Source organism: Agrobacterium sp. DE0009, assembly GCF_007680755.1.
Lineage (GTDB): Bacteria > Pseudomonadota > Alphaproteobacteria > Rhizobiales > Rhizobiaceae > Agrobacterium > Agrobacterium tumefaciens_B.
This window is the reverse complement of sequence record NZ_VEIU01000012.1, coordinates 1-15,474: the sequence shown is the minus strand read 5'-3', so window position 1 is coordinate 15,474 and position 15,474 is coordinate 1. Positions and strand designations below refer to the sequence as shown.

At 58.6% G+C, this 15,474-nt stretch carries 13 protein-coding genes; 3 read left to right on the top strand and 10 right to left on the bottom strand.

Going from position 1 to position 15,474, the window contains the following annotated elements:
* Positions 1–21: 21 nt before the first annotated feature.
* Both modA and FS804_RS23585 read right to left on the bottom strand, forming a co-directional pair.
* Entirely contained in the window at positions 22–813 is a 792-nt protein-coding gene (modA, locus tag FS804_RS23590) for a molybdate ABC transporter substrate-binding protein (RefSeq protein ID WP_144579218.1), read from the bottom strand.
* 174 nt (positions 814–987) lie between these two features.
* On the bottom strand, positions 988–2,271 hold the full coding sequence (locus FS804_RS23585) for an FAD-binding oxidoreductase (protein WP_144579217.1): 1,284 nt from the start codon (positions 2,269–2,271) through the stop codon (positions 988–990).
* Positions 2,272–2,401: 130 nt separating this feature from the next.
* Between FS804_RS23585 and FS804_RS23580 the strand changes: the two genes are divergently transcribed.
* Together FS804_RS23580 and FS804_RS23575 are read left to right on the top strand one after the other, a co-directional pair.
* Positions 2,402–3,301 (top strand): LysR family transcriptional regulator, encoded by a 900-nt coding sequence (locus FS804_RS23580; protein ID WP_063948457.1) that lies wholly within the window; start codon positions 2,402–2,404, stop codon positions 3,299–3,301.
* 128 nt (positions 3,302–3,429) lie between these two features.
* Positions 3,430–3,666 (top strand): Lrp/AsnC ligand binding domain-containing protein, encoded by a 237-nt coding sequence (locus FS804_RS23575; protein WP_003521320.1) that lies wholly within the window; start codon positions 3,430–3,432, stop codon positions 3,664–3,666.
* Positions 3,667–3,863: 197 nt separating this feature from the next.
* Here the strand turns inward: FS804_RS23575 and FS804_RS23570 are convergent, their stop codons facing one another.
* The 3 genes from FS804_RS23570 to epmA form a co-directional block, all read right to left on the bottom strand.
* The gene (locus FS804_RS23570; protein ID WP_003492264.1) at positions 3,864–4,055 is read right to left on the bottom strand and encodes a hypothetical protein; all 192 of its coding nucleotides are present in this window, start codon (positions 4,053–4,055) and stop codon (positions 3,864–3,866) included.
* Positions 4,056–4,434: 379 nt separating this feature from the next.
* Positions 4,435–5,499, bottom strand: coding sequence for a lysine-2,3-aminomutase-like protein (locus FS804_RS23565; RefSeq protein ID WP_144579216.1), 1,065 nt, complete (start codon positions 5,497–5,499; stop codon positions 4,435–4,437).
* A complete protein-coding gene (gene epmA, locus FS804_RS23560) occupies positions 5,496–6,560 on the bottom strand; it encodes an EF-P lysine aminoacylase EpmA (protein ID WP_144579250.1) in 1,065 nt (354 codons plus the stop codon). The genes FS804_RS23565 and epmA overlap by 4 nt, the downstream gene beginning before the upstream one ends.
* Before the next feature lie 251 nt (positions 6,561–6,811).
* Between epmA and efp the strand changes: the two genes are divergently transcribed.
* Complete coding sequence (gene efp, locus FS804_RS23555) at positions 6,812–7,381, top strand: elongation factor P (RefSeq protein WP_063948464.1); 570 nt, start codon at positions 6,812–6,814, stop codon at positions 7,379–7,381.
* Positions 7,382–7,490: 109 nt separating this feature from the next.
* Here the strand turns inward: efp and FS804_RS23550 are convergent, their stop codons facing one another.
* From FS804_RS23550 to FS804_RS23530, 5 genes are all read right to left on the bottom strand, one after another.
* Entirely contained in the window at positions 7,491–8,942 is a 1,452-nt protein-coding gene (locus tag FS804_RS23550; protein WP_144579215.1) for an efflux transporter outer membrane subunit, read from the bottom strand.
* A gap of 145 nt (positions 8,943–9,087) precedes the next feature.
* Positions 9,088–12,177, bottom strand: a complete 3,090-nt coding sequence (locus tag FS804_RS23545; RefSeq protein WP_063948468.1) for an efflux RND transporter permease subunit — start codon at positions 12,175–12,177, stop codon at positions 9,088–9,090.
* Between the two features lie 53 nt (positions 12,178–12,230).
* Positions 12,231–13,433: an efflux RND transporter periplasmic adaptor subunit gene (locus FS804_RS23540; RefSeq protein WP_063948470.1), complete on the bottom strand. Its 1,203-nt coding sequence runs from the start codon at positions 13,431–13,433 to the stop codon at positions 12,231–12,233.
* A 199-nt stretch (positions 13,434–13,632) separates the two neighbouring features.
* The gene (locus tag FS804_RS23535) at positions 13,633–14,283 is read right to left on the bottom strand and encodes a TetR family transcriptional regulator (RefSeq protein WP_371417904.1); all 651 of its coding nucleotides are present in this window, start codon (positions 14,281–14,283) and stop codon (positions 13,633–13,635) included.
* 11 nt (positions 14,284–14,294) lie between these two features.
* Positions 14,295–15,245 (bottom strand): phosphoribosylaminoimidazolesuccinocarboxamide synthase, encoded by a 951-nt coding sequence (locus tag FS804_RS23530; RefSeq protein WP_144579213.1) that lies wholly within the window; start codon positions 15,243–15,245, stop codon positions 14,295–14,297.
* Positions 15,246–15,474: the final 229 nt, after the last annotated feature.

Sequence of the window (15,474 nt, the reverse complement as noted above, 5' to 3'; positions counted from 1 at the left end):
GCTGGGCTCACGAAAGGCAGTTTATTTCAAAACGGTAAAGCCTTGCTTTTCGAAGAAGGGCGTTGCCTTGGCCGACTTCAGGAAATCAAGATAGGCCTTTGCTGCCGGGGACTTGGCTTCCGAAAGAATGGCGACCGGGTAGATGATCGGCGGATGGCTGTCTTCCGGGAAGGCGCCGACGATCTTCACGCCCGGATCGGCGGCGGCATCGGTCTGGTAGACGATGCCATAGGGGGCTTCGCCGCGAGAGACGAGCAGCAGCGCGGCACGCACGCTTTCCGCACCGGCGACCTTTTGTTCGACCGAGGACCAGACCCCGAGTTTTTCCAGAGCGGCCTTGCCGTATTTGCCTGCCGGCACGGAGTCGACTGCGCCCATGGCCAGACGGCCGTCGCCCATCAGAGCGGCAAGATCGAAGCCCTGCTTGATTTCGACTGGCTTTGCCTTGTCTGCCGGGGCGACGAGAACGATGCGGTTGCCGAGAAGATTGGAGCGGCTGTCAGCGTTGATCAGCTTCTTTTCGGCAACATAGTCCATCCAGGCAAGGTCGGCGGAAATGAAGATGTCGGCCGGCGCACCCTGCTCGATCTGCTTGGCGAGCGCGGAACTCGCGGCATAGGAGACGATGACCTCGTTGCCGCTGTCCTTCGCCCATTCCGCGTTGATGGCGTCGAGGGCGTTTTTCATGCTCGCCGCGGCAAACACGGTCACTTTTTCGGCGGCATAAGCTGGAACGCTCACAAAGGACGCTGCGATGGAGAAGGACGTAGCCACGACAATGGTTTTGAAAAAGCTGCGGCGCGAAGGTCTCATGATGCGTGTCCTCGATACGTGATATTCGTATGAATATATCGATATGGCGAAAGGGCAAGCATTATATTTTCATGGATACATCGCGTAAAAAGGGCGTGACGATCGCAGAGGTTCGGGCGAACCACTAGCTGCTGAAGAATCCCTTGCGCTGCATATGGTCGAACCTGTTAAGGATCAAAAACGCTCGCCGGCGAAATGAGCGATCTGCGCGCCGGCTTCGTAATAGGCTTCCTTCACCGCTCGCAAGGCCTGTGCTTTCGGCTCTGTCAAAGGCAGGGGCATTTCGGCTTCGCCGATCTCACCGAGAATATGTTGCGCGAGCACCTTGCCAAATGCCGTGCCGGGCGCGATGCCGCGGCCATTGTAGCCGGAGAATCCGATGACATTGTCCGCGAATTTGTGGAAGCGCGGCACGGCGTTGTCGGTCATGCCGATCTTGCCATACCATTCACATTCGAACTCAGTCTCACCAAGTTGCGGAAAAAGCCGCTTCAGCGATCGTTTTGCCCAGGCGCGATGAATGGCGGCGCCGGTGCCGCGCAGGGCGCCGACACTGCCGAAGACCAACCGGCCGGCTTTGTCCATCCGGAAGGAGGAGAGAATTTCCTTCGTGTCCCAGCAACCCTCACACCCCGGCAAGATACTCTTTCGCAGGTTGTCGCCAAGCGGTCTGGTGGCGAAATTGAAATAGGGAAGGTAGGTCTGCTCATCGCGGACGATCCGCCATGGACCGGTGCTGTAGGCTTCCGTGGCAACAACGATCCAGTTGGCAGTTACCGAGCCTTGCTCGGTTTTGACCAGCCATTTTCCATGGCTGCGCTCGGTGGCGATCACCGGGCTATCGGTATGCAGACGCGCACCATTCTTCCGGGCAGCTGCGGCAAGGCCCCGAACATAGGCGAGCGGCTGGATCGTGCCTGCCCGCGTGTCGAGAAGGGCGCCGGAATACGCGGTGCTGCCGATTCGTCTCGCTGTCTCCTCGGCATCCAGAACACGCACCGGCGCGCCCCTCGCGGCCCACTGCGCACAGCGCTCGTGGATTTCAGCAAGTCCCTTTTCGCCGACAGCGCAATGAAGCGTACCGTTCTTCTCGATTTCGCAGGCGATGTCGTGTCTTTCCACCAGTTCTCGGACAAGAAGCGGCGCATTGCCCAGCAGGCCGAGAAGACGTTCGCCATAGGTTGAACCCAGCACGCCGGGCAATTCTTTGGGCATGACCCACATGCCACCATTGATGAGCCCGACATTGCGCCCGGCGCCCCCGAAGCCGATCTCTTTTGCTTCCAGGAGAACGACGTCGACACCTTTTTCGGCCAGATGAAGGGCGGCGGATTGTCCGGTGAAACCACCACCGATGACGACGACATCGGCAACGGATTCGCCTTGCAAGGCGGGTGTTACGGGCGGTTGCGGCGCGGTCTTTTCCCAGAGACCGTGGGAGCGGGGGTCGTTATACATCGTTCCACCATGGTGCGGGCAAGTTCATTTGGTTTCCGTATGGGTGACAAGCCCTTGTTAATGAGACTTTACAAGCCGCGGCGTCTGTTGAATATCGACATATCGTCAAGAGTTCATTCCGCGAGGGAATATGGTGCTGCCACCCCGCCGTTTTCTGCCGTCGCTTTCGCTGCTCGCCGCCTTCGAGGCCGCTTCGCGCACCGGCAGCGTCACTGCAGCGGCGAGAGAACTCGGCCTGACGCAGGGTGCCGTGAGCCGACAGATCCTCGCCCTGGAAGAGCAGCTCGGCGTCGCGCTGTTCCTGCGCGAGCGTCAGACGATCCGGCTGACACGGGCGGGAGAGGGATATGCGCGCGACATCCGCGAGGCGTTGCGGCGCATATCGACGGCCTCGCTCAACCTGCGCGCCAATCCGGATGGCGGCACGCTCAATCTCGGCGTCCTCCCGAGTTTCGGAACCCGTTGGCTCGTGCCGCGGCTTCCTGATTTCATCGCCCGGCATCCCGGGGTTTCGGTCAATCTGCTGACGCGGGCGTCACTCTTCGATTTCCGTACTGACACGGTCGATGCGGCGATCCACTTCGGGCTGCCGCACTGGCCGGGCACAGAGCTGATTTTCCTGATGCATGAAAAAGTTATTCCGGTGTGCAGCCCGGCGTTTAAGGAACGTCACGGGCTTACGCGCCCGGAAAATCTCCTGCATGTGCCGCTTTTGCACATGACGACCCGCCCCGATGCCTGGGAGCAATGGTTTCGCAGCCACGATGTGGATTTTGACAATGTGCATGGCATGTTGTTCGACCAATTCACGACGATAGCGGAAGCGGCGAGCGCCGGCGTCGGGGCGTCTCTCATCCCCTCTTTCATGATTGAGGAAGAAATCGAGAGCGGTCGCCTCGTCGCGGCAGTTGCCGGGCAAGTGGAGAGCGAAGAAGCCTATTATCTCGCCTGCATGCCTGATCGTGCAGGCTATCCGCCGCTCGACAGTTTTCGGGACTGGATCGTTTCCCAAGCGGCAATCGGCAGGTAGCGGCAGCTGAAGAGTTTTCACCGTCAACGCGGTGTCGGTCTTGCAAGAGGCGCGCGGCTGAGCCAATAGTGCCTCATGACAGGTGGCGGACGGCGCCACACACTGCACGTTCAATACGGGAGATGTCCGTGAAGCCCATTTTTGTTCAGCTTCAATGCGAACCCGGCAAGACCTACGATGTCGCCGATGCCATTTATAAGACCGAACTGGTTTCGGAACTTTACTCGACGAGCGGCGAGTATGATCTGCTGCTGAAAATCTACCTGCCGCAGGAAGAGGACATAGGCAAGTTCATCAACCAGAACATCGTCAATATTCCGGGGATCGTGCGGTCCCTGACAACGCTGACTTTCACGGCGTTTTAAGGCGCCAGCGCCATCAGTGGCTCAAGGGATAATTCTGTAAGGCTTTCGGGTGAAGCCATCCGAGGATATGCGCGCGACAGGCGGCGCAGCTATAATCTCAGGCAATAAAAGAGTGCGCCATCGGCCGGTCATGCGGCTTCAATATCGGGCGCACTCTGTTTTCTGCGTTTCGATGAGAAGCTGGAACGCAAGCCGCATCAGGCAACTGCGGCCAGGTTCCGGTTACGCACGAGATCACGGATGGCGATCCGCACGTCGTCGGCACTGTCGAACTTCTGTTCGTCCAGGTCGTGGACGTGGAACTTCACCGCGATAAACTTCAGCCGGTCGTTGTCCGGTATGACGATGCCGACGGGTTCGCCAGCGAATTCAATTACTTGCTTTTGCATAGGTATACTCCCGCTGTGGCTACTTCACACAGCATGTTGTCGAACAGATTTTCTGAAAATTGTGACCGTCAGGTCACATTCGACAGCAGCGGGAACACGTGGATTTAAATCCAGCATTCCAGGACTCAAGACCAAGGATTGCGTTAATGGCACTATGTTTTGACATGACACACTCCCTGTGTTGGTGTTGGCCCAGAATCAGGAGACTCGTTCTCCAGTCCCACACTGATAATCCAGACCAGCGTTAAAATCAATGCTGATTGTTATAGGTAGAATATTTTTCTTTATGATGACAGGACAGGGGCGGAAATGTGAAATTTTTGTTTCCACATGCCTGAACCCTCAAAAGCCTTGCGGCGCAGGGCCGGTATGTCATTTTTTAATCGATGTCTGTCGTTCGTGGCGGGTAAATATGATCGTTGCCGTTGAAGTCTGAAACGGCATAACAGCCATCGCGAGTCTTTGCTGCCGCATTTCGGCCAATTGCTGCCTTGCCGTGACCCCCGGGGATGTCAAGAACATAGGTCGGCTGACATAGACCGGAGACATGGCCGCGCAAAGCGGAAACGATTCGCTGGCCTTCCTCGATCGTCAGCCGGAAATGGCTGGTGCCCGGTGCGAGATCGGGATGATGAAGATAATAGGGCTTGATCCGTGCCTCGACGAAGGCGCGCATCAGGTCAGCGAGAACGGCGGGATCGTCGTTGACGCCTTTTAACAGCACCGTCTGGCTCACCATGGCGATACCGGCGTCGATCAGCCGTGCCGAGGCTTGTCGCGCCGCCTCGCTCAGCTCACGGGCGTGGTTGGCGTGCAGCGCGACGTAGGTCGTCTTGCCGCTGGCTTTCAGCGCATCGATCAATGCCGCGTCGATTCGACCGGGGTCAACCACTGGAACGCGCGTGTGGAAGCGGACAATTTTAACATGTGGGATGTCTTTGAGGCGCTTCATCAGCTCCGACAAACGCCGTGCGGAAAGAACGAGTGGATCGCCACCTGTCAGGATGACCTCCCAGATGGAGGGGCTCGCGCTTATGTAGCCGAATGCGGCGTCGAGTTCCTCCGGGCTCATCATGCCATTGCCCTGCGGCCCAACCATTTCACGGCGGAAGCAGAAACGGCAATAGACCGGGCAGACATGCACCGCCTTCAGCAGGACGCGGTCGGGATAGCGGTGGACGATGCCGTGGACCGGGCTATGCGCGTGGTCGCCAATCGGGTCGTCGCGTTCTTCGGGAAGGTGAACGAGTTCCGCAACGTCGGGAACGAATTGCCGGGCTATCGGATCGTCAGGATCGCTGTCATCTACCAGCGCTGCTATTGTTGGCGTTATCGCAAGCGCGTAACGCTCTGTCACAGCGCGCAGATCATCAAGCGCTCCGGCCTTTATCAGGCCGGCTTCGAGCAACGCCTCCGGTGTCTTGATGGCTTCCGAATGCTTCATCGGCCATAATCCGCAACGGGTGCCCACATGACGAGATCGATGCGGGGCGCGCCGGTTGCCAGCATGACAAGCCGGTCGAAGCCGAGTGCGATGCCGCTTGCGGGCGGCATGATTGCGAGTGCCGCCAGAAAATCATCGTCCAGCGGATAGGTTTCGCCGTAAACCCGCTGTTTCTCCGCCATCTCCATGTCGAAACGCCGTCTCTGCTCGTTGGCGTCGGTCAATTCGCCGAATGCGTTGGCCAGTTCAACACCGCAGGCGTAAAGCTCGAAACGTTCCGCGACGCGGCCGTCTTTCGGCGACCTGCGGGCGAGGGCCGCCTCACAGGTAGGATATTCGTCGAGGATCGTCGCCCTGCCGAAGCCCAGTTCGGGCTCGATCCGCTCGACAATGACGCGGCTGAACATATCGGCCCAGGTATCGTCCTCAGCCACGCGAATGCCGGCATCGGTCAAACGCGCGGCAAGCTGGCGGCTGTCGGTCTCGCCGTTTTGGTCGATGGTGGCCAGAAGATCGACGCCCGCATAGCGCAGAAAGGCTTCGGCGACGCTTATCCGCTCCGGTTCGAGAAAGGGGTCGACGCTGCGACCGCGATAGGTGAACGTCTTCGTGCCTGCGGTTTCCGCTGCCAATGCCAGAAGATTGGCGCTGTCCCTCATCAGGCTCTCATAGGTTTCGCCCACACGATACCATTCCAGCATGGTGAATTCCGGGTGGTGGAGGGGGCCTCGTTCTCGATTTCTGTAGACATGGGCGAAGCAGGAAATGCGTGTTTCGCCGGCTGCAAGCAACTTCTTGCAGGCAAACTCCGGCGAGGTGTGGAGATAAAGCGGCACGGCGTCGCCCGCCGGGGTCAGGGCTCGCGTGGCAAAAGCATGCAGATGCGCCTCGTTGCCGGGCGAGATCTGCAATGTCGCAGTATCCACCTCCAGGAAATCCTCGTCAGTAAAATAGTTTCGGAAGGCGGACTGGATACGATTGCGACCAAGCAGAAACGCGCGGCGATCGGCATGGACGTCGGGCGTCCACCATGGCGACATTGTTTCGTTGCTTTCGCGCATGTTCAGTTCTTTTCCGTCTTCCATGCGGCGCTCGATCGTCAGGACATGGCCCGCAAAGCGCCTGATCGGGTCATTTAAAGCAGGCCCGGGCGGAAAACCGCTAGGCACTCTTCCGCGAATTGCTGTAGAAGGCTGGCAATTCGTGCGGATTTAAGGTAGTTGCGCCCCAGAAAACAGACAAAACGTCTGCCGGGGCAGGTGCTGCCGTGCAGTCCTTTACGACGCATTTCATCGAGTTACAAGGAAGTCATATGGTCAAGGTTATCGCCTCATCCGTCCGCAAGGGCAATGTTCTGGACGTCGACGGCAAGCTTTACGTCGTTCTCACCGCGCAGAACTTTCACCCCGGCAAGGGCACGCCGGTCACCCAGGTAGATATGCGCCGCATCGTCGACGGCGTGAAGGTCTCCGAGCGCTGGCGCACCACCGAACAGGTCGAGCGCGCCTTCGTTGAGGACCTGAACTTCCAGTTCCTATATGAAGACGGCGAAGGCTTCCACTTCATGAACCCCGAAAACTACGATCAGGTCGTGGTCGATGCCGAGACGATGGGTGACCAGAAGGCTTATCTGCAGGAAGGCATGACCTGCGTTCTCTCGATCCACGAAGGCAATCCGCTGGCGGTCGAACTGCCGCGTCACGTCACGCTCGAGATCATGGAAACCGAGCCGGTCGTGAAGGGCCAGACGGCTTCGTCGTCCTACAAGCCGGCAATTCTTTCCAACGGCATTCGCACCATGGTACCGCCGCATATCGATGCCGGCATCCGCGTGGTCATCGCGACGGAAGACAATTCCTACGTCGAGCGCGCCAAGAACTGAGCCTGACGGCTGATGACATAAAAAGCACCTGATGACGGGTGCTTTTTATGTCCGCAATAAAAAAGCCCGCGTCGAGACGCGGGCTTTTTGTTTGTCATTTTGGATGCTGTCACATGCCCTTGGCAACGGCGGCAGCGGCAATGGTCGGGCCGCCCCTGTTGGGAGCCGTCGTCTGGCCGACAGCATAACCGCCACCGAGCGCGATGCTGAGGGCGACATAATCCTGGGCCGTCTGCTGTACGGCCTGAGCAAGGCTCGCCTGCGCAGTGGAAACCTGGCGCTGCGCGTCCAGAACGTCGAGCAGGGACGAAGCGCCATCGCGGTAGCTTGCCGTCGAAAGCTGAAGTGCTTCACGATAGGAAGCCACGGTCCTGCGAAGGGCGTCTGCGGTGCGCTGGTCGCGGTTGACGGCGGCAAGAGCGTTTTCAACCTCTTCGACCGCGTTCAGAACCGTCGCCTTCCAGGCAAGGTATTGCTCGCGTGCCTGCGAGTTCGCAATGTCGACATTGGCGCGCAGGCGACCACCGTCCAGAATGGGCAGAACCAGCGACGGGCCAAAGGACCAGCTGTTGGCCGAGCCGCGGCTGCCACCACTGATGAAGCTATAGCTCGGCGTGATCGAGCCGCTGAGTTCGATGCTTGGATAAAGCTGCGCTTCAGCTACACCGATGGCAGCGACCGCCGCGGCAAGATTGCGCTCGGCAACGCGAATATCCGGTCGGTTGCGGATGAGGTCAGCGGGGATGCCTGTGCGCGGGATGCTGCGGGCAACCGGCTGACGAGCGCCCTTCTGCAATTCCGTAATGAGCGACGATGCCGGCATGCCCAGCAGGGTCGCGATGCGATGGGCGGCCTTGCGGAAATTGGTTTCCAGTCCCGGAATTTCAGACAGGGTCGAATTGACGAGACCCTCGGACTGAACCACGTCGAGACGGGAGGCAGCACCAGCTTCAAGCTGCAGCTTCGTCAGATCCAGCGTCTCGCGACGCGAACCGAGGTTCTGGCGGGCAATCGCCAGTCGCTCCTGATAATAACGAACGTCAATATAGGCTGACGCCACCGCAGAGATCAGCGTCAGACGCTGAACATCAACGGTCGAGTATGCGGCATCAAGATCTGCGCTGGCGCTTTCCCGGGCACGCTGGTAGCGGCCGAAAAGATCGAGCAGCCAGGAAACGCTGAGGCCGCCGGACGAGGTGTTCGTCACCGGCACATCGCGCAGGCTGCCAGATGTCTGGCTGGTCGTATGCTGCCCCTGGGCATTCAGGCTCGGAAGCGCACCGGCGCCGGCGATGATGACATTTGCCTGCGCCTGATTGATGCGCTCGATAGCCTGCATCACGGTCAGGTTCTGTTGAAGGCCGGTCGCGACATAGCCATTAAGGCGGCTGTCGTTGAATGCGGTCCACCACGCGACGCTGCTGATGTCACCGTTGCTGGTCTTGCCGCCTTCCGCGAACTTGCCCGGCAACTGGATTTCCGGTGTCTTTTGGTCGGGCCCGACGACACAGCCTGCAAGCAGCAGCATTGTCAGGGGAGCGATAGCGCGAATAGACAGCATGTAATTTTCCCAATTCTTAGGTTGGCTTACCGAGCGTGGCTGACAAATGGGCTGCGCGGTCGATATGCCGTAGAAACGTGCACTTGCCAAATCGGCGATATTTCTAGCAGCGTATTAACGGTTGGCACAGCCCATTTTTGTTTTGTTAACGCCTTGAAAGGCGGCGAATGATGACGAAAAAGGACGGAACGAAGAAAATTCCGAGCAGTGTTGCAGAAAGCATACCACCCAGGACGCCAATGCCGATTGCATTTTGCGCAGCTGAACCCGCTCCGGTTGCAATGGCGAGAGGCACGACACCGAGGATGAAGGCGAGCGAGGTCATGATGATCGGGCGCAGGCGCAGCTTTGCCGCCTCCAGCGTCGCTTCCATCAGGCTCAGTCCGTGCTCCTGCCTCTCCTTGGCGAATTCGACGATCAGAATCGCGTTCTTTGCCGCAAGCCCGATCGTGGTCAGAAGGCCGACTTTGAAGTAGACGTCGTTCGATTGACCGAAGAAATGCGCCGCCGTCAAAGCACCGAGAACACCCACCGGAACGGCCATGATGACCGAGAACGGGATCGACCAGCTTTCATAAAGGGCGGCAAGGCACAGGAAGACGATCAGCACCGACAGCGCGTAGAGCATCGGCGCCTGCGAACCCGAGAGGCGTTCCTGATAGGAAATGCCCTGCCAGGCCACCGTGTAACCACCCGGCAGGCTCGCTGTCAGACGCTCCATTTCGTCCATTGCGTCGCCCGAGGCGACGCCCGCTCCGGCAGTGCCCTCCAGCGAGATCGCCCCCGTGCCGTTGAAGCGCGCCAGCGATGGCGGGGCATTGATCCATTTGACTTCGCTAAAGGAAGAGAAAGGCACCATCTCGCCATTGGTGTTGCGGGCATACCAGAACTTCAGATCGTCGGGCTGCATACGATAGGGGGCGTCACCCTGGACATAGACGGGCTTCAACTCGCCATTGAGCGTGAAGTCATTGACATCGCGCCCCGCAAAGATCGTCGACAGCATGAGGTTCACGGAGGACAGGTCGACCCCCATGGCACCCATTTTTTCCTGATCGAGAACGATCTTCATCTGGGTTTCATTGTCCTGGCTGTCGCTTCTGAGCGAGCTGATCTTCGGATTGCCTGTGGCAAGCGCGATCAGTTCTTTCGATGAGGCCGTCAGGGCATCGGTGCCGTTTCGGCCGCTATCCACCAGATACATCGAGAAACCGCTCGACGTGCCCATGCCCTGAATGGCCGGCGGCAGAAGCGGGAAGACCTGCGCATCGCGGAAACCGAAGAAGGTGCCCATGGCGCGTTGAACGATGGCCCCGGCATGTTGCTCCGGCGCCGTGCGTTCCTCGAAATCCTTGAGCTTGGTGAAGACGATGGCGTTGTTTTGGCCGGAACCGCTGAAGCTGAAGCCAAGCACGCCAAACACCGATTCGACATTGGCGGCTTCTTTTTCGCGGAAGTAGCTTTCGACCTGTTTTACCACCTCATTGGTGCGTTCGATGTTCGAACCCGTCGGGGTCTGGATGATGGTCAGGAGCACGCCCTGGTCTTCCTGTGGCAGGAACGAGCTTGGCAGCTTGCTGAAAAACCAGACGCAGCCACCGATGACGACCGCAAAGATGATCATGACGCGCAACGGGCGTTTCAGGAGATAGCCGATGGTGGAGACATAGCCATCCGTCGTTCTGCCGAAGCCTCGATTGAACCACGCACCCGGCCCGCGCTGCTTCTTGTGGTGGTCGATCGGCTTCAGCATGGTGGCGCACAGCGCCGGCGTCAGCACGATGGCGACAACGGCCGAAAGCAGCATCGCCGACACGATGGTGATCGAGAACTGGCGATAGATGATGCCCGTCGACCCGCCGAAGAAAGCCATCGGAATGAAGACGGCGGTCAGGACGAGTGCGATGCCGATGATTGCACCAGTGATTTCGCCCATCGACTTCTCGGTCGCCTCGACCGGTGACAGACCCTCTTCCGACATGATGCGCTCGACGTTTTCAACGACAACGATAGCGTCGTCGACGAGGAGGCCGATGGCCAGAACCATGGCAAACATGGTCAGCGTGTTGATGGAATATCCGGTGAGTGCCAGAACACCGAAGGTGCCGAGAAGCACGACCGGCACGGCGATCATCGGAATGAAGGTGGCCCTGAGGTTCTGGAGGAAGACCAGCAACACGACGAAGACGAGGATGATCGCTTCGATCAGTGTGTGGACCACCTTTTCGATAGACAGCTTGACGAAGGGGGTCGTGTCGTAGGGATACTCGATCGAGACGCCTTCGGGCAGGGAACCTTCGACATTGGTCAAAGCCGCTTTGACGCGGGCCGCGGTGTCGAGCGCATTTGCGCCTGTCGCGAGGTTGACCGCAAAGCCGGCCGAAGGACGGCCATTGGAGCGGGAATCGCCGCCATAGGTTTCCTGGCCGATCTCTATACGCGCGACGTCACTCAGGCGAACGGTCGCACCGTCTTTCTCGACTTTCAGAATGACCTTTTCGAAGTCAGCAACGGTGGTGAGCTGGCTCTGTGCCGTGACCGTAACATTCAGCTGCTGACCCTTGACCGCGGGCACAGCACCGAGAGAGCCGACGGAAACCTGGGTGTTCTGGCTTTCGATGGCGCCGGTGACGTCGGCCGTGGTCAGCTGGTACTTGTTGAGCTTGAACGGGTCCAGCCAGATACGCATGGCATATTCCGAACCGAACACGTTGATGCTGCCGACACCTTCGAGACGCTTGATCTGGTCTTCGACGCGGGAGGAGAAGACGTCGCCAAGGTCGGCCGAGTTGCGCTTGCCATCGGTGGAAATGAGCGCGCCGACCATGAGGATGCTCGATGTCGAGCGGCTGACCTGGATGCCGCGCTGCTGCACGGTATCGGGCAGCTGCGACTGAACGAGCTGGAGCTTGTTCTGTACCTGAACCTGCGCGATGTCAGGCAGGATGCTGTTGCCGAAGGTCAGCGTCACTTCGGCGCTTCCCGTCGAGGATGACGAGGTCATATAGGTGAGGTCATCGAGACCGGTCATGCCGTCCTCGATGATGGTCGTCACCGATTTTTCGACGGTTTCGGCACTGGCGCCGTTATAGGTGGCGCTGACACGAACCGTCGTTGGCGCGATGTCCGGATATTGCGAAATGGACAGGGTCCAGATCGCAAGGGCACCGCCCAGCATGATGACGATGGCAATAACCCATGCAAAAACGGGGCGCCGGATGAAGAAATGGGCCATGGCAGTCCTGCCTTACCTTGTGCGAGCTTCGACCGAGGGTTTGCTGCTCATGCTTATTTCGTTGGGGCGGCGGCAGGCGGAGCTTGCTGCGGCAGAACGACGATACCGCGATCGTCGATGGTTACTTCGACCGGTGCCACGGTCGCGCCATCGGCGATCCACTGGAAGCCATCAACGATGAGCTTGTCGCCATCCTTGACATTTTCCGTCACCAGCCAGGCGTTGCCAGACTGCTGGCTGGACGGGAAGGTGCGGGTCTCCACCTTGTTTTCCGCCGATACGAACTTTGCGGTCAGGTCACCATTGGCGTTGCGGCTCGCCGCGCGCTGCGGAATGCGGAAGCCTTTTTCCTTACCGATCGTCAGTGTGGCGCGAACATAGGTGCCGGGCAGCAGAAGATCGTCAGGGTTTTCGAACAGGGCGCGGATGGAGAAGGTGCCCGTCGTTTCGCTCACCGCCATGTCCGACATGTCGATCTTGCCGTCGTGTTTGTATTCGGTGCCGTCTTCCAGCGTCAGATGAATGCCTGTCTCCTTCGTGTCGCCACCAAGCTGACCGGACGAGATCGCCTTTTTCAGACGCAGCAGGTTGATGCTGGACTCCATCAGGTCGATGTAGATCGGATCGATGCGGCGTAGCGTGGTCAGCGCCGTCGTCTGGTTTGCGGTCACCACGTTGCCGATACTGAAGGCGGTAGCGCTGGTAATGCCGTCGAAAGGTGCGCGGACCTTGGTGAGATCGAGATTGATCTCCGCCGTTTCCAGCGCCGCCTTCGTCTGGGCCACATCCGCCTGCGCCTGCAGCAGCGTTACCTTGGCATTTTCATATTCGATCTGCGTTGCGCCGCTGTTGACCAGCCGCTCATAGCGGGCAAGATTTGCCTCGGCGCTCGGAATGCTTGCCTCGGCCTTTGCCACATTGGCCTTGGCCTGCGCCACTTCCGCCAGATAGGTATTGTCCTCGATCTGGTAGAGAACGTCGCCCTGCTTGACCTCGCTGCCCTCCTTGAAAGGGATTTCGCGGATGATGCCAGTGACGCGTGGGCGGATCTCCGCGGTCTGGAACGCGCTGGCGCGGCCTGGCAGCACCGTGGTCAGCGGATATTCGCTGTTCTTCATCACGATGACGCTGACGGGAGACGGCGGACGCGCGGCACCCTGGCCGGGCGCCTGATTGCTTTCTCCGCCATCGCTGCATCCGGCCAGAAGCGCGGTGACACACAGAGAAGCAAATAGGGGTAAAATACGTCGGCTCATCGTTCTTCCCTGCGTCCTGATCGCATTCAACTATAAGCGCAATGTCGCTCGGCGGATGCGCGTCCGAGGACCGACGTGACAGGCGAAGGCCTTAACAGGGACCCGATTCGCTCATTTCGTCCGAACCGCCAAGCGCATAGAAGCGCAGGCTAATGCGCTTCGCAAGCAATTGCGAGAAGGTGACGTAAATTGGGAATCGTCACTTAGCAAGTGGATTGCGTAATCCCGCATCGATCAGATCGACGAGTTGATCACAACGTGTTGCTAAATTGCCGATATCTTCCCGGGCGATGAGGACGGGATGGATGACGCTGGTCAGCGCATGCAGCACGGTTTCGCCAAGAGAAAGAGCGTCGGTTGCTGCGTAGGTTCCAGCCTCAACGCCATCCTCTATGATTTCGGCCAGCAGTTTCACGATGACGGTTTTATAATAATCGCCGCATTTCATATCCTGCTTGGCGGTCATCAGGATCATCTCGAAGACGTAGGGATTTTTATTGAGATCCTGATGGTGCTGTTCCATCAGGTTGTGCGCGAGATGGCGCAGCCTCTCCAGCGGCAGGTGACTTTTGTCGAGCGGACAGATCTGCCGTTCGAAAACGCCGATCTGTTCGAAACCAAGCGCGTCGACGAGGGCGTTCTTCGAGCTGAAATTCTTGAAGACATTGGCAGGAGACATGCTGAGCGCTGCGGCAATATCGGCAATCGCCACGGCGTTGAAGCCACGCTCGCGGAAAAGCTCTTCCGCTTTTGCTAAAATGTCCCGCCGGGTCTCCTCGGCGGAACGGCGAGGCCGGCGTTTGACAGGACGGTCATTCTTCCTGTCTACCTTGCTCGCGTGTTCGATCATCTTGCTCACGGTCAGACTCCGGGGAAAAACGGCTCCAGGTTCCGACGTACTCTTGCAAGCGGCGTTTCACCGCTGTCATCGGGAACGAAGCTCTGCCCGGTGATGCGCTCGTAAGCATCAATGTAGACCCTGGAGGTCTGGAGGACGAGATCTTGCGGGATTTCGGGAATGTCGTCCTTATAGGGATCGCAGCGCTCGGCGACCCAGGCTCTGACGAAGTCCTTGTCGAAGCTTGCCGGGCGGGTGCCACTCCGAAAGCTCTCGTCATAGCTGTCGGCCATCCAGTAGCGGCTGCTGTCCGGCGTATGGATTTCGTCAGCCAGGATGATGTTGCCGTTTTCATCGGTGCCGAATTCATATTTCGTGTCGACGAGAATGAGACCCTGCTTTGCGGCAATCTCCTGTCCACGTTTGAAGAGGTCCAGCGCGTAGCGGGACAGCTTGTCCCATTGCTCCTGGGTCAGGAGTTTTTTCCCCACGATCTCGGCCGGCGTCAGCGGCTCGTCATGGCCGCCGTCAAATGCCTTGCTCGTTGGTGTGATGACCGGCTCTGGCAAAATCTGATTGTCCTTCATCCCGTCAGGGAGGCTCATGCCGTACATCTGTCGTTCACCCTTCTTATAAAGGGTAAGGATGGAGGTGCCGGTCGTGCCGGCGAGATAACCGCGCACGACGATCTCGACCGGCAGGATATCGAGCCGCTTGCCGATGACGACATTGGGGTCCGGATAGCTGACAACATGATTGGGGCAAATGTCCATCGTCCGGTCAAACCAGTAGCGCGCGGTCTGCGTCAGGACCTGTCCCTTGTAAGGGATGCATGTGAGGATTCGATCAAAGGCGCTCAGGCGGTCGGTGGAAATAATAATGCGATTGCCGTCTGGCAGGTCGTAATTCTCGCGCACTTTGCCACGGTAATATTTCGGCAGCTCGGGAATGACGGCTTCATCGAGAATGCGCACGGGCTCTCCAATTCTTGTCTCTATAGGGCGTCAGACGCCCTCATGGCTCTAAAACTCCTGTAGGATGCTATTACATGTTTCCCGATACAGGACCAGACGCGATGTTATCGGCGGTTTCCCGGCCGTATTTTAGGTCGAACCCGAAACTATCATTACATTTCAATGATTTGCTAAAAATGTCAGTTTTTTGACGGTGGGTGTGTTGACTTGTTTGAGGTGATGGATTTAT

Excerpts from the sequence above, each read along its gene's own strand:
- FS804_RS23550 (WP_144579215.1), bottom strand. The coding sequence starts at position 8,942 with ATGCTGTCTATTCGCGCTATCGCTCCCCTGACAATGCTGCTGCTTGCA.
- modA (WP_144579218.1), bottom strand. The coding sequence starts at position 813 with ATGAGACCTTCGCGCCGCAGCTTTTTCAAAACCATTGTCGTGGCTACG.
- efp (WP_063948464.1), top strand. The coding sequence starts at position 6,812 with ATGGTCAAGGTTATCGCCTCATCCGTCCGCAAGGGCAATGTTCTGGAC.
- epmA (WP_144579250.1), bottom strand. The coding sequence starts at position 6,560 with ATGCGCGAAAGCAACGAAACAATGTCGCCATGGTGGACGCCCGACGTC.
- FS804_RS23540 (WP_063948470.1), bottom strand. The coding sequence starts at position 13,433 with ATGAGCCGACGTATTTTACCCCTATTTGCTTCTCTGTGTGTCACCGCG.
- FS804_RS23570 (WP_003492264.1), bottom strand. The coding sequence starts at position 4,055 with ATGCAAAAGCAAGTAATTGAATTCGCTGGCGAACCCGTCGGCATCGTC.
- FS804_RS23535 (WP_371417904.1), bottom strand. The coding sequence starts at position 14,283 with ATGATCGAACACGCGAGCAAGGTAGACAGGAAGAATGACCGTCCTGTC.
- FS804_RS23580 (WP_063948457.1), top strand. The coding sequence starts at position 2,402 with ATGGTGCTGCCACCCCGCCGTTTTCTGCCGTCGCTTTCGCTGCTCGCC.
- FS804_RS23585 (WP_144579217.1), bottom strand. The coding sequence starts at position 2,271 with ATGTATAACGACCCCCGCTCCCACGGTCTCTGGGAAAAGACCGCGCCG.
- FS804_RS23545 (WP_063948468.1), bottom strand. The coding sequence starts at position 12,177 with ATGGCCCATTTCTTCATCCGGCGCCCCGTTTTTGCATGGGTTATTGCC.
- FS804_RS23565 (WP_144579216.1), bottom strand. The coding sequence starts at position 5,499 with ATGAAGCATTCGGAAGCCATCAAGACACCGGAGGCGTTGCTCGAAGCC.